Annotated in this window: 25 protein-coding genes; 15 read left to right on the forward strand and 10 right to left on the reverse strand. The window is 74.6% G+C overall.

Going from position 1 to position 23,710, the window contains the following annotated elements; genetic code table 11:
* Positions 1-5: 5 nt before the first annotated feature.
* From ACGFIA_RS05065 to ACGFIA_RS05080, 4 genes are read left to right on the forward strand one after another with little or no spacing between them, the layout of a single operon-like run.
* On the forward strand, positions 6-614 hold the full coding sequence (locus ACGFIA_RS05065) for a glycine zipper family protein (RefSeq protein WP_357387804.1): 609 nt from the start codon (positions 6-8) through the stop codon (positions 612-614).
* On the forward strand, positions 611-1,291 hold the full coding sequence (locus ACGFIA_RS05070; protein WP_357473776.1) for a carboxypeptidase-like regulatory domain-containing protein: 681 nt from the start codon (positions 611-613) through the stop codon (positions 1,289-1,291). The genes ACGFIA_RS05065 and ACGFIA_RS05070 overlap by 4 nt, the downstream gene beginning before the upstream one ends.
* A gap of 16 nt (positions 1,292-1,307) precedes the next feature.
* Positions 1,308-2,555: a phage tail sheath family protein gene (locus ACGFIA_RS05075; RefSeq protein WP_393258688.1), complete on the forward strand. Its 1,248-nt coding sequence runs from the start codon at positions 1,308-1,310 to the stop codon at positions 2,553-2,555.
* Position 2,556: 1 nt separating this feature from the next.
* Positions 2,557-3,039, forward strand: coding sequence for a phage tail protein (locus ACGFIA_RS05080; protein ID WP_393258690.1), 483 nt, complete (start codon positions 2,557-2,559; stop codon positions 3,037-3,039).
* Between the two features lie 480 nt (positions 3,040-3,519).
* Here the strand turns inward: ACGFIA_RS05080 and ACGFIA_RS05085 are convergent, their stop codons facing one another.
* Entirely contained in the window at positions 3,520-3,912 is a 393-nt protein-coding gene (locus ACGFIA_RS05085; protein ID WP_357480861.1) for a hypothetical protein, read from the reverse strand.
* Positions 3,913-4,207: 295 nt separating this feature from the next.
* Here ACGFIA_RS05085 and ACGFIA_RS05090 point away from each other — a divergent pair, with 295 nt between their 5' ends.
* The 10 genes from ACGFIA_RS05090 to ACGFIA_RS05135 all read left to right on the forward strand — a co-directional run bounded on the left by ACGFIA_RS05090 (position 4,208) and on the right by ACGFIA_RS05135 (position 13,206).
* Positions 4,208-4,549 carry a hypothetical protein gene (locus tag ACGFIA_RS05090; protein ID WP_357387812.1) on the forward strand — a complete coding sequence of 114 codons (342 nt, stop codon included), beginning with the start codon at positions 4,208-4,210 and terminating at the stop codon, positions 4,547-4,549.
* Positions 4,549-5,307: a hypothetical protein gene (locus tag ACGFIA_RS05095; RefSeq protein WP_357387814.1), complete on the forward strand. Its 759-nt coding sequence runs from the start codon at positions 4,549-4,551 to the stop codon at positions 5,305-5,307. The genes ACGFIA_RS05090 and ACGFIA_RS05095 overlap by 1 nt, the downstream gene beginning before the upstream one ends.
* 85 nt (positions 5,308-5,392) lie before the next feature.
* Positions 5,393-6,964 (forward strand): phage baseplate assembly protein V, encoded by a 1,572-nt coding sequence (locus tag ACGFIA_RS05100; RefSeq protein ID WP_357387816.1) that lies wholly within the window; start codon positions 5,393-5,395, stop codon positions 6,962-6,964.
* Positions 6,964-7,302, forward strand: coding sequence for a hypothetical protein (locus ACGFIA_RS05105; protein WP_357387817.1), 339 nt, complete (start codon positions 6,964-6,966; stop codon positions 7,300-7,302). The genes ACGFIA_RS05100 and ACGFIA_RS05105 overlap by 1 nt, the downstream gene beginning before the upstream one ends.
* The gene (locus ACGFIA_RS05110) at positions 7,299-7,739 is read left to right on the forward strand and encodes a GPW/gp25 family protein (RefSeq protein ID WP_262011777.1); all 441 of its coding nucleotides are present in this window, start codon (positions 7,299-7,301) and stop codon (positions 7,737-7,739) included. Before ACGFIA_RS05105 ends, ACGFIA_RS05110 begins: the two co-directional genes overlap by 4 nt.
* Positions 7,736-10,357: a putative baseplate assembly protein gene (locus ACGFIA_RS05115; RefSeq protein ID WP_393258694.1), complete on the forward strand. Its 2,622-nt coding sequence runs from the start codon at positions 7,736-7,738 to the stop codon at positions 10,355-10,357. The genes ACGFIA_RS05110 and ACGFIA_RS05115 overlap by 4 nt, the downstream gene beginning before the upstream one ends.
* Entirely contained in the window at positions 10,338-11,033 is a 696-nt protein-coding gene (locus ACGFIA_RS05120; protein WP_393258696.1) for a phage tail protein, read from the forward strand. Before ACGFIA_RS05115 ends, ACGFIA_RS05120 begins: the two co-directional genes overlap by 20 nt.
* Entirely contained in the window at positions 11,030-11,950 is a 921-nt protein-coding gene (locus ACGFIA_RS05125) for a hypothetical protein (protein WP_393258698.1), read from the forward strand. Before ACGFIA_RS05120 ends, ACGFIA_RS05125 begins: the two co-directional genes overlap by 4 nt.
* On the forward strand, positions 11,947-12,423 hold the full coding sequence (locus tag ACGFIA_RS05130) for a hypothetical protein (RefSeq protein ID WP_357387826.1): 477 nt from the start codon (positions 11,947-11,949) through the stop codon (positions 12,421-12,423). The genes ACGFIA_RS05125 and ACGFIA_RS05130 overlap by 4 nt, the downstream gene beginning before the upstream one ends.
* A gap of 18 nt (positions 12,424-12,441) precedes the next feature.
* Entirely contained in the window at positions 12,442-13,206 is a 765-nt protein-coding gene (locus ACGFIA_RS05135) for a hypothetical protein (RefSeq protein ID WP_357387828.1), read from the forward strand.
* A gap of 12 nt (positions 13,207-13,218) precedes the next feature.
* Here the strand turns inward: ACGFIA_RS05135 and ACGFIA_RS05140 are convergent, their stop codons facing one another.
* The 9 genes from ACGFIA_RS05140 to ACGFIA_RS05180 form a co-directional block, all read right to left on the reverse strand.
* Positions 13,219-14,613, reverse strand: a complete 1,395-nt coding sequence (locus ACGFIA_RS05140; RefSeq protein ID WP_393258701.1) for an ABC transporter substrate-binding protein — start codon at positions 14,611-14,613, stop codon at positions 13,219-13,221.
* A 19-nt stretch (positions 14,614-14,632) separates the two neighbouring features.
* Positions 14,633-15,247 (reverse strand): bifunctional 4-hydroxy-2-oxoglutarate aldolase/2-dehydro-3-deoxy-phosphogluconate aldolase, encoded by a 615-nt coding sequence (locus ACGFIA_RS05145; RefSeq protein WP_357387830.1) that lies wholly within the window; start codon positions 15,245-15,247, stop codon positions 14,633-14,635.
* Positions 15,248-15,263: 16 nt separating this feature from the next.
* A complete protein-coding gene (locus ACGFIA_RS05150) occupies positions 15,264-16,193 on the reverse strand; it encodes a sugar kinase (RefSeq protein WP_357473810.1) in 930 nt (309 codons plus the stop codon).
* Between the two features lie 95 nt (positions 16,194-16,288).
* Positions 16,289-17,137 (reverse strand): PmoA family protein, encoded by an 849-nt coding sequence (locus tag ACGFIA_RS05155; RefSeq protein ID WP_357473813.1) that lies wholly within the window; start codon positions 17,135-17,137, stop codon positions 16,289-16,291.
* Positions 17,134-17,775: a hypothetical protein gene (locus ACGFIA_RS05160; RefSeq protein ID WP_357473816.1), complete on the reverse strand. Its 642-nt coding sequence runs from the start codon at positions 17,773-17,775 to the stop codon at positions 17,134-17,136. Before ACGFIA_RS05160 ends, ACGFIA_RS05155 begins: the two co-directional genes overlap by 4 nt.
* Positions 17,772-18,641, reverse strand: a complete 870-nt coding sequence (locus ACGFIA_RS05165; protein ID WP_357473819.1) for a carbohydrate ABC transporter permease — start codon at positions 18,639-18,641, stop codon at positions 17,772-17,774. Before ACGFIA_RS05165 ends, ACGFIA_RS05160 begins: the two co-directional genes overlap by 4 nt.
* A complete protein-coding gene (locus tag ACGFIA_RS05170; RefSeq protein ID WP_357383219.1) occupies positions 18,638-19,618 on the reverse strand; it encodes a sugar ABC transporter permease in 981 nt (326 codons plus the stop codon). Before ACGFIA_RS05170 ends, ACGFIA_RS05165 begins: the two co-directional genes overlap by 4 nt.
* Positions 19,619-19,639: 21 nt before the next feature.
* Positions 19,640-20,983 carry an ABC transporter substrate-binding protein gene (locus ACGFIA_RS05175; protein ID WP_393258704.1) on the reverse strand — a complete coding sequence of 448 codons (1,344 nt, stop codon included), beginning with the start codon at positions 20,981-20,983 and terminating at the stop codon, positions 19,640-19,642.
* A 97-nt stretch (positions 20,984-21,080) separates the two neighbouring features.
* Positions 21,081-22,127, reverse strand: a complete 1,047-nt coding sequence (locus ACGFIA_RS05180) for a LacI family DNA-binding transcriptional regulator (protein WP_357383215.1) — start codon at positions 22,125-22,127, stop codon at positions 21,081-21,083.
* A gap of 241 nt (positions 22,128-22,368) precedes the next feature.
* On the opposite strand from ACGFIA_RS05180, the gene ACGFIA_RS05185 reads away from it, so the two are divergent.
* A complete protein-coding gene (locus ACGFIA_RS05185; RefSeq protein ID WP_357480882.1) occupies positions 22,369-23,697 on the forward strand; it encodes a Gfo/Idh/MocA family oxidoreductase in 1,329 nt (442 codons plus the stop codon).
* The last annotated feature ends 13 nt before the right edge of the window (positions 23,698-23,710 follow it).

Raw genomic sequence — 23,710 nt, forward strand, 5'->3', positions numbered from 1 at the left:
ACCCCATGATCTTCGGCATCCTCAGCGCGGCCGTCCAGGTCGTCTTCGGCGCCGTACTCGGGCAACTCGCCGCCGGTACCGTCGGCCTGCTGGCCGGCGCGGTCGTCGGCCTGCTCGTCGGCGCACCGTTCGGCTGGGCGTCGGCCTCCGCCGGCACGTACGCCGCCGATCCGAAGGGGATCTTCCTCTTCGTGGTCGACCACACCTGGAGCCTGCTCAACACGTTCGCCGGGGCGCTCTACCTGGCGCTGCACCTGGTCTTCGGCCACCAGCTCGACCGGATCGTCTCGGCCGGCAGCGGCCGGGTAAACGTGGTCGAGGGCGTCTCCCCCCGGTACGCGACCACGATCGGCACCGTGTGCGCCGGGTCCAGCCCCGGCATCCAGCGGCACGAGGACGTGCACGTGTTCCAGGCCCGGCTGCTCGGCCCGTTCTACCTGCCGCTGGTGGCGCTCAACTACGCGCTGTTCACCATCGCCCCGGTGTGGCTGCTCTGGCACGACCACACCAACGCGCCGATAAACAGGTTCACCCGCTACTTCGAGATCGGCGTCTACCCGCACGTGTGGAACGAGGCCATCGCGTACCGGATCCAGGGGACGCCACCGCGATGACCGGCGCGATCGAGGCGGCCGTCGCGGACGTCGCGCAGTGGCTGGCCGGGGCGGTGGGCGAACCCGTACCCGTCGGTCCGCCACGTGACGACCCCGGCGGCGGCCTCACCCTCTGGCCGCTGGAGCTGCGGCCGGCCCGGCAGACCGCGACCGGCGGCGCGACGCGCGAGCCGTACCGGTTCGTGGTCCGCCTGCTGGTGGCGGGCGGCGGGTCGGCGGCGCTGGCCGCGCTGGACCGGGTGCTCGCCGCCGCCACCACGGCGGGCCGGCCGGAGCTGGTGCTCGCCGCCGGCGACCCGGCGCTGTGGCGCGCGCTGGGCGTGGCACCCCGGCCCGCGCTGCTGCTGGACGCGCCGGCCCGGGTGGAGCGGCCGGTTCCGGTCGCGCCGCCGGTACGCCAGCCGCTGCGGCTGCGGCAGCTCGGCATGCGCACGCTGCACGGACGGGTGGTCGGTCCGCGGGACCAGCCGCTCGCCGCCGTCCGGGTGGAGCTGGTGGGCGCCGCCCAGGCCACCGAGACCGACACCGCCGGCCGGTTCCGGCTGGCCGGCGTGCCGCACGACCCCGACGCGCCGGACGCCCCGGTGCGGATCCGGCTCATCGGCGCGGGGCGCGTCCACACCGCCGAGCTCGACCCGGCCGGCGACGGCCTGATCGTCGTCCGCGCCCCCGACTGACGTCCGAGGAGGACCGATGCCCACCTACTTCTCCCCCGGCATCTACGTCGAGGAGGTGCCCAGCGGGGCCCGCCCGATCGGGCCGGTCGGCATGAGCACCGCCGCGTTCGTCGGGGTCGCGCCCGATCCCGGCGCCCACGTCGGCGAGGCGCTGGCGGTGAACAGCTGGACCGAGTTCCTGCGGCTCTACGCCGACGGCGAGCACCTGGAGAGCACCCCGCTGGCCCGCGCCGTGTTCGGCTTCCTGGACAACGGCGGCACCCGCTGCTGGGTGGTGAACGTCGGCGAGGGCGGGCAGCTCACCGGCACCGGCGGGCGGCGCGGCGGCCTGCAACTGCTGGAGGCCATCGACGAGATCTCCATACTGGCTGCGCCCGGCTACCACGATGCGGTCTCGCACGAGGCCCTGATCAGCATGGCCGAGCGGCTGCGCACCATGGTGGCGATCTGCGACCCGCCGCCGGAGGTCACCGACGTCTCCCGGCTCACCCGGGTCGCCACGCCGGGCAAGCCGCCCAAGCCCGCGTCGGCCGCGTCGGCCGACAAACCCGCCGAGGGTACGCCGGGCGACGCCGACGCCGAACCGCCCGGCACCGGTGGCGACCGCCCCCGGCAGTCGGACTTCGCCACCTTCTACTTCCCGTGGATCCGGGTCCGCGACCCGCTCAGCGGCGACCTGGTGCTCACTCCGCCGAGCGGGCACGTGGCGGGCATCTGGGCCCGCGCCGACGCGCTGCGCGGCGTGCACAAGGCGCCGGCGAACGAGCCGGTACGCGGGGCCGTCGACCTCGCGTACCGGGTGACCCGGCCGGAGCACGACGTGCTCAACCCCAAGGGCGTCAACGTGATCCGGTTCTTCGCCGGGGAGGGCATCCGGCTGTGGGGCGCCCGGACGCTCGCCGCCGAAGCGAGCGAGTGGCGCTACCTGAACGTGCGGCGGCTGTCCATCTCCATCGAGCAGGCCATCGCGGGCGGCACCCGGTGGATGGTGTTCGAGCCGAACGACTTCACGCTGTGGCGCTCGATCCGCCGCGACATCGGCGCGTTCCTCACCCGGGTGTGGCGCGACGGCGCACTGCTCGGCCGTACGCCCGAGGAGGCGTTCTTCGTCAAGTGCGACGAGGAGACCAACCCGGCCGACGTCCGCGACGCCGGCATGGTGGTGGCCCACATCGGCATCGCCGTGGTCAAGCCCGCGGAGTTCGTGGTGTTCAAGCTGAGCCAGTGGGCCGGCGGCACCGAGACCGAGACGATCGGAGGCTGACATGCCCACCACTGCCACGCCGCAGCCGGGCGCACCGGTCGACCCGTACCGGGCGTACCACTTCAAGCTGCTCATCAACGGCATCACCAACGGGCACTTCACGGAGGTCAGCGGCTTCGAGGTGGCGATACCGGCGCTGTCGTACCGGGAGGCGGGCAACGAGCGCATCCGGGCCGTGCCCGGCCAGGTCGAGTACGCCCCGGTCACCCTCCACTTCGGCCTGACCAGCTCACGCGAGCTGTGGGACTGGGTGAACGCGGCGGCGAAGGGCACTGTCAACCGGCGCAACGTGTCGGTGGTGCTGCTGGACCCGCCCGGCACCGCCGAGGTGCTGCGCTGGAACATGATCAACGCGTGGCCGACCCGGTGGCGGGGCGCGCACCTGAACACGCTGTCGCAGGAGATCGCCATCGAGGCGCTGACCCTGGCGTACGAGGGCCTGGAGCTGGAGGCCGGCGGTGCCGCCGCCCCGGCGTCCGCGTGACCGGCTGGCCCGCGCGCTGCGGGCCACCGCCGATCGCCTGTCCGGTCCCGACTCGCCGTCGTCGACGGACGACGCGCCACGTCCTCCCGGCCAGCCGCCCGAGCACTGGCGGCGCCTCGTGGCAGCGCACGCCCCCGGCCTCCTGCGCGACCTACCTCCGCCCGCCGCCCCTCCCCCGCCCGCCGACGGGCGGGTTCAGGCACGCCGCTGGCCGGCTTGGACGACACGGCTGATCAACCGACTCACCGCCTCCCGCAACGGACCGTCGAGATCTTGGTACGAAAGGGCCCCTATAGGGGCCGTTTCCTACCAAGATCTTCCGGAGGTCCTGGAAGGTAGGACAGAGGTCTCGGGAAGTGGGAGAGCGGAGCGAGGGCGCGGCGCGGAACCGCCCTGGCGTGGAGCGGCGTCAACGTGGGCGGGTGCGGGGCGGGAAGCGGGCGGGGCGGTGACCTCCGCAGCGGCGGCGGACACCGGGTCCTACTCGGACAGTGCGGCGCGGGCGTGGGATACCGGATCGCTCGCGGGCGGGCGTGCAGGCCGGGACGTGACCGAGTCGGGCGGTCCGGAAGGGGCGCCGGAGCTGACGGGAACGGCGAGCATCTCCGACAGGACTGGATCACCGAGCGCCACCGGCACGACCGTCACCACACGCACGACTGACGCCAGCGGCGCGTCCTCGACCCGCAGGCCGACGGTGACCCGCGCCCCCAGGCCCACCACCACGGGTGGACGCGGCGGGAACGGCGCGAACGGCGCGCGGCGCGTGATCGGCGCGAGCAGCATGACCGGTGCGATCAACGCGAACGGCGCGCGGCGCGTGATCGGCGCGAGCGGCGGCGCTGGCGAGAACGGCGGCACCGGTCGGCCCACCGAGCCGGATCCGCCCACCGACACTGGCGGGCCCGCTCATCTCGCCGAAAGCTGGGACACCGTTGGCGTGACGTCCCGCGAATCGAACCGGCCGCCACCGCCCGAGCGGCGACCCGACCTGCGCGCGGATCGGGGGGACGTACTCCGGAACCCGGCGCCGGCCGGACGGGACCGGAATGTGGTCGCCGGGACGAGCCCGTCGCCCAGCCGGGACGACGTCCTCCCACTCCTCCTCGCCGCCGCACGACAGGCCGCACGACCGGCCGCCCCACTGGACGCACGACCGGGGCCGATCATGCCCGCCGGAGGCGACCGGTTCGGGCTCCCCGAGGCGGCCACCCACCAGCGAGGACGCGCCGCCGAGCCGCACCCCGAAGGGCCCGGACCGGCGACCGACGGCGAGCGTCCGGCGCGATATCGGCACCGGCCCGAGTCCACGCCTTCCGGCCCGTGGCCGGCCCTGCCGGACGACTCCGGCCGGACCCGGACCGCGGTCTCCGCGCACCAAACTGCCGAGGGCGGCCCGCCGCACGCGGACCCGTGGCCGGTGCTCCCGGCCGAACCGGCATGGCTTCCCGAGCGGGCCACGCCGTGGAGCGACACGGCCCGGCTGGACCGGGAACAGGCGGGTGACTGATGGAGCGTGTCGCCTTCCTCGTGGACGAGTCCGGCACCCGGGTCGACTGCCTGCTCAACCCGGAGACCGTCCGGGTGACCCGGCTGGCCGGGGTACGCCCGCGTGGCGGGCCCGACGGGACGCTCACCGGCGCCGGGCTGGCCGACGACCCGCTGGTCTTCACCGGCGGTGGGCGTACCGAACTGGTCCTCGACCTGCTCTTCGACGTGGACTTCGTGGAGTCGCCGGCCCGCCCCGAGGACGTGCGCGCGCTGACCCGGCCGCTGTGGATGCTGGCCGAGAACTCGGCTGTCGAGCACGGCTGGCTGCGCCCGCCGCTGGTCCGCCTGGTCTGGGGCAAGACCTGGAACGTCCCGGGCGTGATCACCGCGATCGCGGAACGCTTCGACGCGTTCACGCTCACCGGCACGCCCCGGCGGTCGTGGCTGCGGCTGAAGCTGGTCCGCGTCGCTGAGGGCGCGGAGGCGGCGCGCTCCGGGTTCGAGGAGGAGCTGGCCGCCACGAGCACGCCGGCTGTCGCGCCCGGGTCGGCGGTGGTCGCCGCCGCCGACGGGGCGGCCGAGCCGGGCTGGTCCGGGGTGCGCTTCGACCTGCTCGCCCACGACGCGCTGGGCTCGCCGCTGCGCTGGCGGCTGCTCGCCGAGCACAACCGCATCACCGACCCGCTCACCGTGCCCGCCGGCACCGCGCTCGCCGTCCCCCCGGTCGGCGCCGCCACGGCCCCGCCCGACGCGGTCACCACGGGCGGCACCCCGTGACGGGCCACACCACCGGCGCCGCGCGGCGAGCGACCTTGGTGCCGGTGTGGTGCGCGACGGTGGCCGCGTCCGCCGGGGGTGCCCCGTGAGCCGAGCCGCCCTGGTCACAGTCGACGGCCGGCCGCTGGCCGACCCGTCCCGGCTGCGCGGCATCCGCGTCGCCGCCCGCCTCGACCGGCCGGCGCAGTGCGAGCTGACGCTCACCGCCGCTCCCGGCGCGGGCCCGCTCGACCCGCCGGTACGCCCCGGCGCCACAGTCGGCGTACGCCTCGACGGCCAGGCGGAGGCGCTGTTCACCGGCGAGGTGACAGCGGTCGAGCGGGAGTACGCCGGTGACGGCGTCGCACTGGCGCGGATCCGGGCGTACGACCCGCTGCACCGGCTGCGCAAACGGCAGGAACTGCGGGTGTTCGAGTCGGTGACCGCCGCCGAGCTGGCCGCCGAGCTGTGCGCCGGGCTGGGGTTGGGCGTGGCGGCGGAGGACGACGGGCCGCGCCTGGACCGGCTGCTCCAGCACCGGCACACCGACCTCGACCTGCTGTGCGAGGTGGCCGGCCGGGCCGGGCTGCACCTGAGCGCCGACGGCGACCGGCTGCGGATGTTCACACTGGACGGGTACGGGGAGCCGCTGCCGTTGACGCTCGGCGAGACGGTGCACGCGCTGCGGGTCACCGAGAACCTGGACCGGGCCGGCGCGGAGTGCGCCGTACTCGGGTGGCATCCGCAACGCGCCGAGGCGCTGAGCCAGCGCGCGGACGAGGCACGCAGCGGGCGGCGCATCCCGCTGCGCCCCGACCCGGGCGACGTCGGCGCGGGCCGCGTCCGCACCGCTGTCGACCAGCCGGGCCGCAGCGACGACGAGCTGGCGGCGCTGGCCCAGGCCGGGCTGGACGCCCGGGTGGCGGCGCTCGTCACCGCCGAGGGCACCGCGGAGGGCGACCCGGCGCTGCGGCCCGGCCGGCGGATCGTCCTCGCGGGCGTCCCGGAGCCGGTCGCCGGGGTGTACGTGCTCACCGAGGTGGTGCACACGGTGGACGCGGACGGGCACCTGACCCGGTTCTCCACCGCGCCGCCCGGCCAGCCGCCGTCGGCCGCGCCCCCGGCGGCGACAGTCACGCTCGGCACCGTCACGGACATCGACGACCCGGAGGGGCTGGGCCGGGCCCGGGTGACGCTCCCGGCGTACGGCGATCTGGACGCCGGCTGGCTCGCGGTGCTCTGCCCGGGCGCGGGCCGGGGCAAGGGGATCGTCGCGCTGCCCGACCCGGACGACACCGTGCTGGTGGCGCTGCCCGGCGGCGAACCCGCCTCGGGCGTGGTGCTCGGTTCGCTGTTCGGCGCGGTGGAGCCGTACGACACCGGGATCGTCTCCGGGCGGTCGCGCCGCTGGTCGATGCGGACCGGCACCGGGCAGTCGATCGTGATCGACGACGACGGCCGCACGCTGCGGCTGGCCACCGACGCGGGCAGCTTCGTCGAGCTGCGTCCCGAGCTGACCACCGTGCACGCCGCCGGTGACCTGGTGCTCTCCGCGCCCGGCCGGGCCGTCGTGGTGCGCGGCCGCACAGTCGACTTCCTGCACGCACCGGCGGCCGAGGACGCCGAGACCGCCGCCGCGCAGGCCCGTACGCTCGCCCGTTCCGCCGGAGGTGGCTGATGCGCTGGATCCACCGCGACTCGCTGATCACCTGCGGGCACGACGGGCGGGTGCGCAACCGCCCGTCCCAGGACTGGGTCACCGTCCAGGCCGTGCCGGTGCTGATCCGTCCCGACCCGGAGGGGCGCGACATCACCGCCTGCCCCAACTACGGCCCGACGATCAAGCCGTGCCTGCACACGCTGACCGTGACAGTGGGTTACAGCACGTGGGTGCGGGTGGACCGGCAGCCGGTGGTGCTGTCCCACCTGGACGGGCTGACCGACGGCACCCCGCCGGGCACCGTGCACCACCAGGTCCGCGACGTGCGGCAGGGATTCCTGGGGGCGGACGCATGAGGGCCTTCCGCTTCGTCGGCGCCGGTTTCGACGCCGGCCGCGCCGGTGGTCTCGCGCTCACCGCCGCCGGCGGGCTCGCCATGACCGACGGCGACGAGACGGTACGCCAGGCGCTGTACCTGCTGCTGTCCACCACGCCCGGGGAACGGCTGATGCGCCCCGGGTACGGGTCGCGGCTGCACCGGCTCGTCTTCGCGCCCAACGACGACACCACCGCCGGGCTGGCGATCCACTACGTGCGGCAGGCGATCCGGCGCTGGGAGCCGCGGGTCGAGGTGCTGGACGTGGACGCCGGTGGAGACCCGGACGACCCGTGGCGCCTGGTGATCCGGCTGGACTACCGGGTGCGGGCCAGCCTCTCCCCCGGCCACCTGGTGTTCTCCGTGGACCTGCTGCCCGCCGACGAGGAGACCGGAGACGAGGAGGGCACGCCATGACGCTGCCGGTGCCGCACCTGGACGACCGCGCCTTCCTCGACCTGGTCACCGAGGCGCGGGAACGCATCGCCCGGTCCTGCCCGGACTGGACCGACCTGTCCGCGCACGATCCCGGCATGGCGCTGCTGGAGGCGTTCGCCTACCTGACCGAGGTGATGATCTACCGGCTGAACCAGTTGCCGGAGAAGGCGTACGTGGCGTTCCTGAACCTGCTCGGCGTCACCCGGCACCCACCGGCGGCGGCCTGGGCGGACGTGCGCCTGACCCGGACCGGCCCGGACCGCGGCCCGGTGCGGGTGCCGGCCGGCACCCGGATCGCCGCGGCCCGCGGCGCGGACCCCCGGCCGGTCGTCTTCGTGACCACCGAACCGGCGGTGCTGCCCGCCGGGGAGACCACGGCGACGGTACGCGTGCACCACTGCGAGCCGGTCGAGGCGGAACTGCTGGGCACCGGCACCGGACAGCCCGGTCAGGTCCTCCGGGCCGCCCGCGCGCCGCTGACGCGGACCACCGAGGTGATTGACCTGCTGCTCGGGGTGGAGGTGCCGGCGGGTTCGGTGGAGCTGGGCGCGGCGGCCCGCGAGCACGAGGGGCGCACGTACGAGATCTGGCGGCCGGTGGACAGCTTCGCCGGGGTCGGGCCGCAGGCGAAGGTCTACCTGGTGGACCGGGCCTCCGGGGTGGTCACGTTCGCCCCGGCGCTGGACCTGCGCCCGGACGTGGGCGCCCCGGCCGTCGAGGGGGCGGCCGGGGCGACCACGGTGGCTGCGGTGCCGCCGGCCGGGCGGCAGGTGCGGCTCTGGTACCGCTGCGGCGGCGGGCCCGCCGGCAACGTGGCGGCGGGCGTGCTCACAAGCCTGCGCGACCCGCTGCCCGGGGTGAGCGTGGACAACCCGGAGCCGGCCACCGGCGGGCGGGAGCTGGAGTCGCTGGAGTCGGTGCTGGCGCGCGGGCCGTACGAGTTCTTCGCCCAGCAGCGCGCGGTCACCGCCCGGGACTTCGAGATCCTGGCCACCGGCTCCGGGGCGGTGGCGCGGGCGCGGGCGTTCACCAGGGCGGCCGTCTACAGCTTCGCCCGGCCCGGCGAGGTCGAGGTGGTGCTGGTGCCGTACGTGCCGGACGCGGCCCGCCCCGGCGGGCGGCTGCCGGTGGCGGTGCTGCGCGAGCACGAGGTGGAGGAGGCCCGCCGCCGGGTCGAGGCCGACCTGGAACGCCGCCGGGCCCTGGGTACGGCGGTGCGCGCGGGCTGGGCCCGCTACAAGGCGGTGTCCATCCAGGCGCGGGTGGTGGTGCGCCGCGAGGAGGACGTGGACGCGGTGCGCCGCCGCATCCACGACCGGCTGCACCAGACGCTCAGCCCGCTGCCCACGCCGCTCAACCCGGCCGGGTGGGCCTTCGGCGAGCCGCTGCGCGCCTCGAACGTGTACCGGATGCTGGAGCACGCCGAGCCGGGCGTGCGCTACGTCGAGTCGGTGCGGTTCGTGGTCGACGAGGCCCCCGACGCGCGGGTGCGCACCGTGGCGGTCGACCAGTACCAGGCCGACACCTGGTACGCAGGCGGCGGCCCGGTGCTGTTCCGCTCCACGAACGCCGGTGCCGGCTGGGAACCGGCCGGCCGGTTCGACGGCGAGACGGTGGTGCGGGTGGTGCCCGCGCCCGCCCCGGTACGCCCCGGTGTGGTCCCCCGGGCCGGTTCGGTGGCGGTGGTGACCAGCCGCGACGCCGGTGGCTCCCGGGTGCGGCTGAGCACCGACCTGGGTGAGACGTGGACCCTGCTGACCGACCTCGACTCCGGCGTACGCGACCTGGCCTGGATCGACCGGGACGGCACCGGCGCGCTGCTGCTGGCCACCGACACCGGCCTGTACGAGGTGCCGCTGCTGCCGAACGCGGTGCCGTTGCAGATCCTCGTCGACCCGGCCGACGCGGACCGGGGCTTCTACGCGGTGCGCGCGTTCGTCTCCGAGCGCGGCGCACCCGGCGTGGCGGTCGCCGCGCAGGCCGGATTCGGCGTCTACCTGTCCACGGCGGCGGGACGGCCCGGCACGTTCGCCCACGTCGGCCTCGCCAACGTGGACAACCGGGTGCTCGCCGTGCAGTACGACGGCCCGGCCACGCTGCTGTGGTGCGGCGCGGGCGAACCGGACCCGAAGAAGCCCGGCCAGGGCTGCCATCGCACCCGGCTGTTCGAGTCGGACGTGAAGTGGCAGTCGATGGCGTCCGGCTGGATCGGCGGCACCTGCCGCGACCTCGCCTTCAGCGGCCCGCTCGCGCTCGCCGCGACGCAGAGCGGCGGCGTGGTCCGGCTCGACACCCTGGCCGGGCAGCCTCAGTGGTCGCCGGTGATGGTCAACTGCGGGCTGCCGTTGCGGGACCGGACCCGGTTCGTCCCGGTCGACGCCATCGCCGCCACCGCGCCCACCGGCACGTCCGGCGCCGGGCGGCTGGTGCTCGCCGGTGGCGAGCGCGGCGTGTTCCGCAGCGGCGACGGCGCGGACTGGACCGCCAGCGCCAACCAGGCCACCGCCGACGTGGTCACCGTCCCCGGCACCTGGCTGCTCTGCTCCGGCGAGCACGACATCGAGGTGGTGCGGCAGGATGCGCCGAGCGGCGATTGAGCGGCTGCTTCCGGCCGCGTACCAGCGGGCCGCCGGCCCGGGCAGCGTGCTGGGCGCGCTGCTGGACGTGATGGAGGCGCTGCACGCCCCGGACGAGGCGGTGCTCGCCGACGTCGACGCGTTGTTCGCGCCGTACCGGACGCCGGACGGGTTCGTGGCGTACCTGACCCGCTGGGTGGCGATGGACCACGTGGTCGCCGCGCCCCGCGCCGACGCGCCACTGCCGTTGCCGGCAGGCCGCCTGCGGGACCTGGTGGCGCACGGCGCGCTGCTGGCCCGCTGGCGCGGCACCCCGTACGGGATGCGGACCGCGTTGGAACTGGCCACCGGCGTGACCGGGTTCGTGCTGGACGAGCCGCCCGATCGGCCGTTCCACCTGGTGGTGCGGGTGCCACCGGCCGCCGCCGGCCGGCTCGCGCTGGTCACCCGCATCGTCGAGGCCGAGAAGCCGGCCGCGGTCACCGTCGAGGTCGTCACCGGCCCGGACGGCCCGCCCTCCGAGCCGACGCCGCCCGACCCCGGCCCGCCCGCAGCGGGACCGCCGGAACCGGGCCCTCCGCCCACGCCCGGGCCGGACGACGCCGAGCCCGCCGCCGGGGTGGCTTCGGTGCGCGCGGTCGGCCGGGCGCACGTGCCCGCACCCCTGCCCCACGATCCGCCCGAGGAGCCGTCATGACCACCGAATGGACAGTCGTCGCCGCCGCCGAGCAGTTCACACTTGATGCCCGCAACGCCGGTGAGCTGACGTTCACCGTGTCCAACCCGGGCACCGCGCCGGACACCGTCGTCTTCGACGTCGCGCCCGGCGAGGGCAGCCAGCGGGCCTGGTTCACGATCGCCGAACCGCAGCGGGTGGTACCCGGGCAGGGGTCGGTGTCGTTCCTGGTCCGGCTCGCCGTGCCGCCCGGCACGCCGCCCCGGCGCTACGACATGACCGGGTTCGCGTACTCGGCGAACACCGCGCCGGAGGAGAGTTCCCGCTCCAGCGGCCGGGTCACGTACGACGTGCGGGCCGTCGTACCCCCGAAGCGCGCGCCGTGGCCGTGGATCGCGGCCGCCGCGGCGCTGGTGCTGGTCGTGGCCGGGGTGGTGGCCTGGCTGGTGACCCGCGGGCCGGACGCCCCGGCACCGCCGCAGGCGAATGCGGTGGCGGTGGAGGCGGAGACGCTCGTCTCCGGCGCTGCGGTGCAGTCCACCGGTGCCGTGAAGGCGGAGGTGGTGGCGCAGGAGAACTGCTGCGACGTGGAGTGGTCCGGCGACGCGCAACTGTTCTTCCTGGGCCGGGCGGTCGGTGACCGGGTGACGGTGCGGGTGGACGTGCCGTCCGACGGCACCTGGCGGTTCTCCACCGTCCGCACCACCTCGTTCGACTACGCGAACACGATCTGGCTGGTAGACGGCCGGCAGGTCGGCGACACGTTCTTCGGGTTCAGCCCGACGGTGGTCCGCACCGGCGAGGTGGACGTGGGCACAGTGGAGCTGGCCCGCGGCCCGCACACGCTGACGCTGGTGGCGGTGAGCAAGACCCAGGGCACCGACAGGTACTTCGCCGGGGTCGACGAGATCCGCTTCACGCCCGTCGTCCGGCCATGAGTGGGCGGCAGAAGCTGCTGCTGGTGGCGGTTGCTGTGCTGCTGGTGGCGCTGTACGTGACGGCGGTGGCCGGTCGCCGCGACGACCCGGGCGACCCGGCGGCCGGGCCGGGCGCGCTGGCCCGGCTCGGGCGCGGATCCGGGACGGTCGACCCGGCGACGGTGGCGGTGACGTGCCTGCCGCCGGCCGCCGAACCGGTCACCACCGCCGACGGGGTGGCGCTCACCTTCGGGACGGTGTGCCGGCTGCGGGTCGCCGACCCGGGCGCGCTGCGCACGCTCGTGCTGCGCGGCACGACGCCGTTCCAGGTGACCGCCCCCGCGCCCGGCGACGCGGACGTCACAGTCACCGACGAGGTCGCGCCGGACGCGGACGGCCCGGCGGTGACGAAGGTGGCTGTGGACCGGGAGACCGAGGTGCTCCTGCGCTGTCCGGGAGGTGGCGGATGCGCTGTCACGCTGGCCCGGTCCTGACCGGTACGGAGACGCGGCATGGGTGAGTTGCGCAAGCCGTTCCTGCTGCTGGCCCTGCTCGCGGTGGCGCTCGTGGTGGGCGTGGAGCTGGGCGCGGCGGCGCTGACCGGCGGCGGCGACGCCAGCGGCGCGCTGCGGGGCAGCGCCGGGCAGCTCGGCGTCGAGCTGGGCGACGTCGGCGCGGTGTCCGAGCCGTCCGGGCGCGGCATCGGCTACCTGGCGCTGATCGACGTGGTGGCGCTCTGGACGACCGGTCTGTTCTGCCTGAGCCTGGTGCTGCCGGACCGCGTGCAGGGCCGGGTGCAGGGCGTGGCCACGCTCGTCTTCTCGATCGTGCTGCTGCTGGTGTCGCTGGTCCTGCTGGTCGTCGCGTTCGTCGAGCTGACGGTGATGGTGTCGCTGTTCCTGGCGCCGCCGTTCGGCACGCTGGCCTACCTGGCGGTCTGGGGGTTCTTCCCGGTCGACGACGCGGCGGCGCTGCTCGGGCTGGCGCTGCTGCTCAAACTGGTCTGGGCCGGGCTGCTGCTCGCCGCCCAGCCCCGGTTCCTGCGCAACAAGGGCCTCGTCGCGCTGGCGCTGACCACGCTGCTGTGCACAGTGGTGCTGCAGTTCCTGCACGGCCTGGTGCCGGTGATCCTGGTCAGCATCCTGGACGACCTGGGCGCCGTGGTGTTCGCCGTGGTGGCGCTGATCTGGGCGCTGGTGCTGCTGATCGGGTCGATCCCGGCGATCGTCAAGGCGGTCCGGACCACCGCCACCACGTCCGGCCGTACGGTCACGTGACCGCGCGGCCGGTCAGGCGATCGCGGCCGAGGCGGCGGCGACGAACTGTTCCGCCGCCCGAGCCGGGGTGGCCCGGCCGGACTGGGCGTTCTCGGCGGCCTTGACCAGCTCGGACCTCACCGCGCGGTGTCCCTTGAGCGGTGGCCGCGGGCCGTCGCCGAACGTCTTCGCCAGCTCGGATCCGAACCGGATGGACCGCTTCACGGCCGGGTCGGTGACCGTCTCGCCGAGCTTGGCGCGCAGGTCGATGTTGGGCGGCAGGCCACGGTCGGTGCCGAGCAGCACTACTGCTTCGGGATCGTTGAGCATGAAGTTGATGACGTCGACCGCGGCGTCCTTCTTCCCGCTGCGCCTGTGCACCGACCAGTACGTCTCGGCGCGGGCCCACTGTGCGCTCGGGTCACCCGGGTACGCCACCACGCCCAGCTCGTCAGTGGTGCTCTTCTGCAGGTCCGGCATCTGGCCGGCCCAGACCCAGGACGTGGCCGCCCTGCCGGTGACCACCAGCTGCCTGGTGACGTCGCTGGTGTTTCCCTGGCGGATGACGTCCGGCGTCGGCGTCGCCCCCCGGTCGCGGGCGCCGGACCACAGCTCGAACCACCGCGTCACGTCCTCGACGGTGAAGCCGAGGCCCTTGTCCTGGTACAGATCCTTGCCCTGCTGGCGCAGCCACACCCAGAGCGCCTTGTCGTCGGCGCTCGGATCCTGGGTACCCGGGACCTCGGCCTTCCTCGTCACCTGCTCGGCCCAGGCGATGTGCTGCTCCCACGTCATGCCGGTGGTCGGCTCGGGCAGCCCGTGGCGGGTCAGCAGCGTCCTGTTGTAGACCAGGCCCTGGGTGTTCTCCCCGGCGGGCACGCCGACGAATTCCCCGTCCACGTAGCCGTACCGCCAGAGGCTGTCGTGCATCGGGCGGGTCTCCAGCTTGCGCGCCCCCTGGTAGTAGAGCAGCCCGGCGAGCGTCCGCCGCGCCGCGTACTCGGCCAGGTGGTCGTCGTCGATCTGGAAGATGTCCGGCGCCTTGTCGCCGGCGGTGAGCTCGGCCAGCCTGTCGAAGTAGCCCTGGTCGGTCTGCCAGGTCTTCGTGAAGGTCACGTTCGGGTGCTTCCTGGTGTAGAGGGCCAGCACCTCCTCGGTCAGCCTGGCCCGCGCTTCGGTGCCCGACCAGAAGACGGAGAGCTCGACCGGGGCGTCCGGGTCGACGGGCGCGTCCTCGTCGTCGCCGCAGGCCGCGGCGCCCGTCATCGGCGCTGCGGCCGCGCCGGCCAGCAGGCCACGCAGCAGCAGCCGCCGGGACAGAGGACTGGACAGCGACACGCCGTCGGCGTGCCTGGCAAGAGCGCGGATCAGATCCTCCTCGGCCGCCGGGTCCCCGTGTCGGCTACGAAGATACGGTCGTCGCGCCACCGGATCCACCACACGGCGGTCAGGTGGCCGCCCCGCCTGCGGCGAGCGTGGCCAGGCGCGGCAGTTGCGCCGGATCGGTGAGCGCCGACCCGACCGCCACCACGCGCGCCCCGGCGGCGAGGAAGTCACCCGCGTTGCCGGCGTCGACACCGCCGGTGGCCACGAACCGGGCCTCCGGCAGCGGCCCGGCCACCGCCCGGAACCACGCCGGGCCGAGGCTGACCGCCGGGAACGCCTTGAGCCACACCAGGCCGTGGTCGAGCGCCCGCTGCGCCTCGGTCGGGGTGGCCACGCCGGGCAGGTGCGGCACGCCGAGACCGGCCGCCGCGTCGGCCACCGCCAGGTCCAGGCCCGGCGCCACCGTGAACGCCGCCCCGGCGGCCACCGCGTCGTGGACCTGCGCCGGGGTACGCACGGTGCCCGCGCCGACGATCCGGTCCCGCCGCCGCCCGGCCGTCACGGCGGCGCGCAGCGCCGGCACCGCCTCCGGGGTACGGATGGGCACCTCCACCACAGCGATGCCGAGATCCCAGGCCAGTTCCGCCAGCCGGACCGTCTCCTCCGGCGGCAGGTCACGCAGGATCACCATCACCCGCGCGTCGCCGAACAGGGCCTCGAAGGCGTGCCCGCTCATCTTCCGCTCCCTTCCGTCACCGCTCGGTCCACGCCTCGTCCGGCAGCGCCAGCGCCCGCGCGATCGTCTCCCGGTCCGGCGGTGGCGCGGTGTCGCCCGCAACGGCAAGCACCGGCGCGGCGGTCAGGTGACCCAGCCGCAGGCAGGCTCGCAGGTCGAGACCGCGCAGCAGCCCGGAGAGGAACCCGGCGGCGAACGCGTCCCCGGCGCCGACCGGCTCCACCACGTCCACCGGCAACGCCGGCACGACCACCGCCGGCCCGGTACGCGGCAACGCCGTCGCGCCGACCGGCCCGTCCTTGACCACCACCAGCTCCGGGCCGGGCAGCAGCGCGCGGACCGCCACCGGATCGTCCACCGACCAGAGCACTGCCGCCTCGTCCAGCCCGACCAGCACCACGTCGGCGCGGTCGGCCAGGCCACGCAGGACCGGGCCGGCCCGGTCGGCGGGCCAGAGCGCCGGCCGGTGGTTCACGTCAAAGCTGACCCGGGCTCCCGGCAGCACGCGCCCGGCCAGCGCCGATGTCAGCAGGTCACGGCAGGTGCCGGAGAGCGCTGCGGTGATCCCGGACAGGTGCAGCAGCCGCGCCCCGGCGAGCCCGGGATGCGCCAGGTCGGCCGGGCCGAGGCGGCTCGCGGCCGACCCGGCCCGGTGGTAGTGCACGAGGGTGCGGTCCGGCCCCGGATCCTTCAGGTAGACCCCGGTCGGCGCGTCCGGATCGACGGTGGCCAGTGAGACGTCCACGCCCGCGGCTGCGACCTCGGCCACCACCCGCCGGCCGAACGGGTCGTCACCGACCCGGCTGACCCACGCCGCGCGGTGCCCGAGCCGGGCCAGCCCGGCCGCCACGTTGGACTCCGCGCCGCCCACGCCGACCGCCAGCCGCGCGGCGTGCTCCAGCCGCCCGCCGTCATCAGGGGCGAGCACCACCATCGTCTCGCCCACGCAGACCACCTCCGGCCCGCTCCCGGCGCCGCCTCGGCCCTCGGCAGCGGTAGCGCCTCGGCCCGCCACAGCGGCACCGGGGGCAGGCGGCTCGCTCACCGGAGGACCGTCGCGTCCAGCCGGGCCGCCACGTCGGCCGGGTCGAGGTGGCCGTCGGCGACCAGCACCCGGTGCCGGTTGTGCCGGGGCTGCCCGGCGGCGACCACGGCCGGGGTGTCGAACGCGTACGCGACGCAGACGCCCGGGTACATGGCGCTGCGCGCGAACCACCTGTCGCCCGGCCCCAGACCGGTGAACACCAGCGTGTACGCGCCGCCACCCGGTGCCGTGGCGGTCAGCGCCAGCCAGGGCGCGGCCGAGCCGTTCACCGCCTCCTCGCCTGCCGCGTCGGCGGTCCGCACCAGCGGTTCCCCGTCGGCCACCGCCCGCCAGAAGAAGCCGCCGTACCCGGCACCGCCCGGCCGGCCGTTCGTGGCCGGGCTGCCCAGGTGCACGCCGGCGCCGGTGGCGGCGGTGAGCGTGGCGGACAGGTGCAGCCACCAGGCGTCCTCCCCGGCGGGGGTGGCGGTGATCCGCCGGTGTTCGCGCAGCAGCACCCGGCCGTGCCGGTCCCGCCATTCCAGGTCGTGGTCGAGCCGGTCGGCGGCGCGCTCCCGCCAGCCGGTGTGCGCGATGACGCCGTGGTCGTCGCGCCAGGTGTAGCCGCTGCCGCGCACGTACGTCCGGCCGCCCCACAGGTTGACGCCGTCCACGTCCTGCACGGCCAGCGACGCGCCGAGGTGCCAGACGTGGTCGGCCGGGAGCGCGTCGGTCACCGGGGTGCCGGCCCGGGTCCGTATCGGATGCAGGTAGGGCCGGGGCCCGTGGCGCGGGTCCAGGTCGGGCCGGAGCACGTACCGGGCCACCTCGGCACCGCCCACGACCAGCCGGGGTTCGGCGGTCACGACGGCACCACCGGGCGGCGGGCATCCAGCGCGTGCAGCGCGGCGAGGGCGTAGCCGCCGAGGATCGGCACCGCGACCGGCGTGACCAGCACGGCCAGCACCAGGGCGAGGGCGCAGACGCCGGAGGCGGCGGCCCACACGCCGGGGCGCTCCGGGCAGGAACGCGCCACCTGGCGGGCGGCGGTCCGCCAGCCCCGGCCGCCGGTGCGCCCGACCGCGACGGCGACCAGGCCCGCGTACCCGAGCAGGACCGCCACCGCGACGGTGGTGAGCGCGAGCGCGGGCCGGCCGCCGGGCACCCGGCCGGTGGCGAGCGCGACCAGGTCGGCGGCGAGCAGCGCGGCGGCGGCGAGCGCGACGGCGCTGGCCGCGAGCCCGGCGGGCAGCGCGCGGCCGAACCGGGTGAGGCTGGTCCGCGCGTCGGGCCAGGCGCCGGTGACCGACCTGTCGTGCAGCGCGGCGCTGGCGGTGGCGAGCGCCGGGGCGAGCGTGAGCACCGGCAGCGCGGCGAGCGCCACGGCGAAGCCGAGCAGCGCCAGGTCGGTCGCCTCGCGCAGCGTGTCCCGCCAGTCGGCGCGGGCCGGCACGGTGTCGGGATGGGCGGGCAGGGCGTCGGTGGCGGCGGGCACGGCGGTCATCCCTTCAGCCCGCTGGTGTTGATGCCCTCGACGAGCATCCGCTGGAAGGCCAGGAAGAACAGGAACACCGGCAGCAGCGACAGCACGGACATGGCGAACATGGGGCCGACGGCGCTCTGGCTGGTCGAGTCGATGAACAGGGTCAGCGCCACCGGGACTGTGTAGTCCTCCAGGCTGGACAGGAACACCAGCTGCCGGAAGAAGTCGTTCCAGGTCCAGATGAACGAGAAGATCGCCGTGGTGACCAGCGCCGGGCGGCTCAGCGGCAGGATGACGTGCCGGAACACGCCGTACGGGGACGCGCCGTCGATGGTGGCCGCCTCGTCCAGCTCGCGCGGGATGCCGCGCATGAACTGCACCATGAGGAAGACGAAGAACGCCTCGGTGGCCAGGAACTGCGGCACCAGCAGCGGCAGGTACGGCCAGTCGCCGCCGACCAGGCCGAGGCTGCGGAACAGGATGTACTGCGGCACGATCAGCACGTGCCCGGGCAGCAGCAGCGTTCCGATCATGACGGCGAACCACAGCTTGCGCAGCCGGAACCGCAGCCGGCCCAGGGCGTACGCGGCGAGCAGGCAGGACAGCGCGTTGCCGGCGACGGTGAGCCCGCTGACCAGTGCGCTGTTGAGGAAGAACCGGCCGAAGCTGATGTCGAAGTTGGTCCAGCCGTCGAGGTAGTTGCCGGGGGTGAGCCGTTCCGGCAGCAGGCCGACGTTGCTGGCGATCTCGGCCTGCGACTTGACCGAGGTGCCGAGCATCCAGAACAGCGGGTAGAGCACCACCGCGACGATCGCCACCAGCACGACCAGCCGCAGCACGCTCCGGCCGCCGCCCGGACGGCGGCGGGTCGTGGCGAGGGCCGTCATGAGTCGTCTCCGTCCGAGTAGTGCACCCAGAACCGGCCGGTGCTGAAGAAGACGGCGGTGACCAGGCCGATCGCCACCAGGAACACCCACGCCATCGCCGAGGCGTAGCCCATCTCCAGGTCGGTGAAGCCGGAGATGTAGAGCTTCAGCGTGTACATGAGGGTGGAGTCGACAGGGCCGCCGGTGCCGTTGCTGAGCACGAACGCGGCGGTGAAGCCCTGGAAGCCGTTGATCGTCTCCAGCACCAGGTTGAAGAAGATCACCGGGGAGAGCATGGGCAGCGTGACCGCGCGGAAGCGCCGCCACGCCCCGGCGCCGTCGACGGCCGCCGCCTCGTACAGCTCGGTGGGCACCTGCTTGAGCCCGGCCAGGAAGATCACCATGGGTGCGCCGAACTGCCAGATCGCCAGCACCATCAGCGTCTCCAGCGCCCAGTCCGGGTCGGCGACCCAGGGCAGCCCCTCGACGCCGAACAGGGCGAGGAACGAGTTGAACGCGCCGTCCCGGTTGAACATGTTTACCCAGACGATCGCCAGCGCGACGCTGCCGCCGAGCAGCGACGGCAGGTAGAACAGGCTGCGGAACAGCCCGACGCCGCGCCAGGCGCGGTTGAGCAGCAGCGCCACACCGAGCGCGGCGGCCAGCTTCAGCGGCACCGCGATCAGCGCGAACGTCAGCGTGACCCGCACCGCGTGCCAGTACGACGGGTCGGCGGTGAACATCCGCTCGTAGTTGGCCAGCCCCACCCACCGCACCTCGGACAGCGGGGTGAGGATGTCGTAGTCGGTGAAGCTCAGCCAGAGCGAGAGCAACATGGGGATCGCCGTGACGCCCATCAGTCCGATGAGCCAGGGCGAGAGGAAGACGTACCCCGCCAGACCCTCGCCGAGCCGGGCCCGGCCGGCCCCGCGCCGCGTGGGGCGGGGGCCGGCCGGTCCGGTACGCGGGGTCCGGCCGGGCACCGTGGTGAGAGCCACGGGACCGGTCCTTTCGTGGGGTCAGGCGATCGCGGCTTTGCAGGCGGTGACGAACTGCTCGGCCGCCTGGGCCGGGGTGGCACGGCCGTACTGGGCGTTCTCGGCGGCCTTCGTCAGCTCGGACTTGACCTTGCTGTGGCCCTTGATCGGCACCTGCGGCGAGGCGCCGAACTTCTGCGCCAGCTCGGACTCGACCTGGATGGACTGCTTCATGGCCGGGTCGGTGGTGGTCTCGCTGACCTTGGCCCGCAGGTCCATGTTGGACGGCAGGCCACGGTCGGTGCCGAGCAGCGCCACCGCCTCCGGGTCGTTGTTCAGAAAGTTGATCACGTCGACGGCGACGTCCTTGTGCTTGCTGCCCTTGAACACCGACCAGTACATCGAGGCCCGCGCCCACTGGGCGCTCGGGTCACCCGGGTACGCGATCACGCCCAGCTCGTCCTTGGTGTTCTTCTTCAGGTCCGGCATCTGGTTGGCCCAGACCCAGGAGGTGGCCGCCTTGCCGGTGACCACTAGTTGCTTGGTGATGTCGGTGGCGTTGCCCTGGTGGATGACGTCCGGCGTCGGGGTGGCGCCCCGGTCCCGCGCGCCCTTCCACAGCTCGAACCACCTCGTCACGTCCTCGACGGTGAAGCCGAGCTCCTTGCCCTTGTACAGGTCCTTGCCCTGCTGACGCAGCCACACCCAGAGCGCCTTGTAGTCGGCGCTCGGGTCCTGGGTGCCGGGCACCTTCGTCTTCTTCGCCACCTGCTCGGCCCAGGCGATGTGCTCCTCCCAGGTCATCCCGGTGGTCGGCTCGGGCAGCCCGTTCTTGGTCAGCAGCGTCTTGTTGTAGACCAGGCCCTGGGTGTTCTCCCCGGCGGCCACCCCGGCGAGCTTGCCGTCGACCACGCCGTACTCCAGCAGGCTCTTGGGGAACTTCGACACGTCGAGCTTGCCGGAGTCGCGGTAGCTGCCCAGGTCGAGCGTGGTGCTGCGGCCGGCGTACTCGGCCAGGTAGTTGTCGTCGATCTGGAACAGGTCGGGCGGGTTGCCGCCGGCGGTCAGCGTGGCGAGCTTGTCGAAGTAGCCCTGGTTGGCCTGCCAGGTCTTCTCGAACGTCACGTCCGGGTGCTTCTTGGTGTAGAGGGCCAGGGCGTCCTCGGTGAGCTTGGCCCGGGCCTCGCCGCCCCACCAGAAGACGGAGAGTTTGACCGGGCCGCCGTCGCCGCCGGCGGAGTCGTCGCCGCAGCCGGCCGCGCCCAGGGCGAGGGGCACGGCGAGCGCGACGGCGGCCAGGCCGCGCACGAGTCGGCGTCGGGTCAGAGGGGTACGGTGATCCCGCCCGGCGGGTACGCCGGCGGTGGGGGACGTTGCGGGGTGCATCTGCGCTCACTCCTCGGCTTTGGGAGGCGACGACGTCACCGGCGGCCGTCCACGGGCCGCCCGGGTCCGCAGTGCTGTGCGGGCCCGGGCCACCTGCTCAGGCTCCGGTGCCGTCCCGGCCGGGCGCGGGGACGGGCCCGGTCGAGTCGCGGACGACCAGTTCGGTCTGGAGCATTACCTGTGCGGTGGTGCGACGGTCGCCGGCCGCCGGGCCCCGGCCCCGGGCGCCGCGTGGCGCGTCGGAGTCGAGTTGCAGCAGCATGTCGACGGCCGTCCGGCCGGCGGCCGCGGTCGGCGTGGCCACCGTCGTCAACTTGGGGCGGGTGAGCCGGCTCAGCGCGATGTCGTCGACGCCGACGACACTGACGTCGTGCGGCACCCGCGCCCCGATCGCGTCCAGCCCTTCGATCAGGCCGATCGCCATCAGGTCGTTGTAGGCGAGCACGGCGGTGACGCCGCTGCGGCGTACCTGTTCGGCCAGGGCGCCGCCGCCGGTCTCGGTGGGCTGGTTGGGTCCGAGAATGGTCAGCTCCGCTCCCCCGCCCCGGGCGGCGGCGGTCGCGGCGCGGCGCATCTCCCGGGCGGTCCAGGAGCCGCGCGGCCCGCCGAGCAGCGCGATCCGGCGGTGGCCGAGCCCGAGCAGGTGCTCGATCGCGGCCCGGGCGCCCTGCCCGACGTCCATCATCACGCAGGGCAGGCCGGCGACCTGGCGGTTTATCACCACCACCGGGACCTCGCGGCTGACCTGCTCGATCAGGCTGTTGCTCATCCGGGGGCTGCACAGCAGCACGCCGTCGACCTGCTTGGCCAGGGCGTGGACCAGGTCCTCCTCGGCGACCGGGTCCTCGTTGGTGTCGGCCACGAAGACGTGGTAGTCGCGGTGCCGGGCCTGCCCCTCCGCCGCCTTGATCAGCGGCGGGAAGAACGGGTTGGCGATGTCGGCCACGATCAGGCCGATGTTGTGCGTACGGCCGGTGATGAGGGCCCGGGCGGCCCGGTTGGGCCGGTAGCCGAGGTCCTCCGCGCAGGCCAGCACCCGGACCCGGGTCTCCGGGTTGACCAGGTGCGGGGCCGAGAACGTCCGGGACACGGTGGAGATGTGCACACCGGAGGCGCGGGCGACGTCCCGGATGGTGGCTGGCACGGCGGGCTCCCTCGTCCGATGTGGTGGGCGTCACGGGTGCCGCCCATTAATGCAAACGGTTGCGCCCGTGTCAACGGTCCATTGTTGCGGCTCGATTTCGCCGGCGTTCCCATCGCACGCATGAATGCTGATCAATGCGGATGGATAGGGCGGCTTGGCCGGCAACCGTTGACGACGTATCCATCGTCGTGGTTTCTTCGGCTGCAAACCTTTGCAGCCGACTGCCGGGGAGGCCGACGTCATGTCACCACCGGCCCGGGAACGGGTCCGCCACGCCCTGGTGGGTGCCGGAGCGCGCGCCGAGATGTTCGTCCGCGCCCTCGCGCTCGACCACGCCGACACCGCCGAGCTGGTCGCGCTCGCCGACGTCAACCAGACGAGGATGGACGCGCACAACCGCTGGCTGGCCGAGCTGGGCCACCCGCCGGTGCCCACGTACGCCGCCGCCGACTTCACCGCCATGCTCGCGAAGGAACGCGTCGACGTGGCGCTGGTGACCAGCGTGGACGCCACCCACGACGAGTACGTGACGGCGGCGCTACGGGCCGGTTGCGACGTGGTCGTGGAGAAGCCCATGACCGTCGACGCGGACCGGTGCCGCCGCATCCTCGACGCGGTCGCCGAGACCGGCCGGCGCGTCACAGTCGCGTTCAACTACCGCTACAACCCGCTGCACGAGCAGGTCCGGCGGCTGCTCGCCGACGGCGCGGTGGGCGAGATCGGATCGGTGCACTTCGAGTGGCTGCTCGACGTGCGCCACGGCGCCGACTACTTCCGCCGCTGGCACCGCGACAAGTCCGTCTCCGGCGGGCTGCTCGTGCACAAGTCCGGCCACCACTTCGACCTGGTCAACTGGTGGCTCGACGCCCGCCCGGTCGAGGTGCACGCGTACGGCAGGTTGTTCTTCTACGGCGCCCACGGCCGCCGGCACGGCTATGCCCGCGACTACGACCGGGCACACGGCTCCCCCGCCGCCGACGGCGACCCGTTCGCGCTGCGCCTCGCCGACCACCCGCGGCTGCGCGAGCTGTACCTCGACGCCGAGGCCGAGGACGGCTACCACCGCGACCGCAACGTCTTCGCCCCCGGCGTGACCATCGAGGACGACCTCGCCCTGCTGGCCCGCTACGACACCGGCGCGACGATGACCTACCACCTGACCGCGTACGCCCCCTGGGAGGGCTACCGGGTGATGGTCAACGGCAGCCGGGGCCGCCTCGAACTGGAGGTGACCGAGAGCGACCACGTCAGCCCGGCCGTCGCCGGTGCCCTGAAGGGCGCGGCCCTGCACGGCGACGAGGCGGCGGTGGAGCGGGGCGCGGCCCGGCTCACGCTGCGCCCGTTCTGGGCGCCGCCGCAGGAGATCCCGGTCGAGGGCTGGACCCGGCGCGGGCACGGCGGCGCGGACACCCGGATGACCCGGGTGCTGCTCGGCGGCGAACCCGACCCGCTCGGCCGGGCCGCCACCGCCCGCGACGGCGCACTGGCGCTGCTCACCGGCCTGGCCGCCAACCGCTCGCTGGAGACCGGCGTGCCCGTCCGGGTCGCCGACCTGCTCACCCTGCCCTGACCGAGGAGCCCGC

The sequence above is a fragment of the Micromonospora sp. NPDC049203 genome, from assembly GCF_043197215.1.
In the GTDB taxonomy this organism is placed as follows: Bacteria; Actinomycetota; Actinomycetes; order Mycobacteriales; family Micromonosporaceae; genus Micromonospora.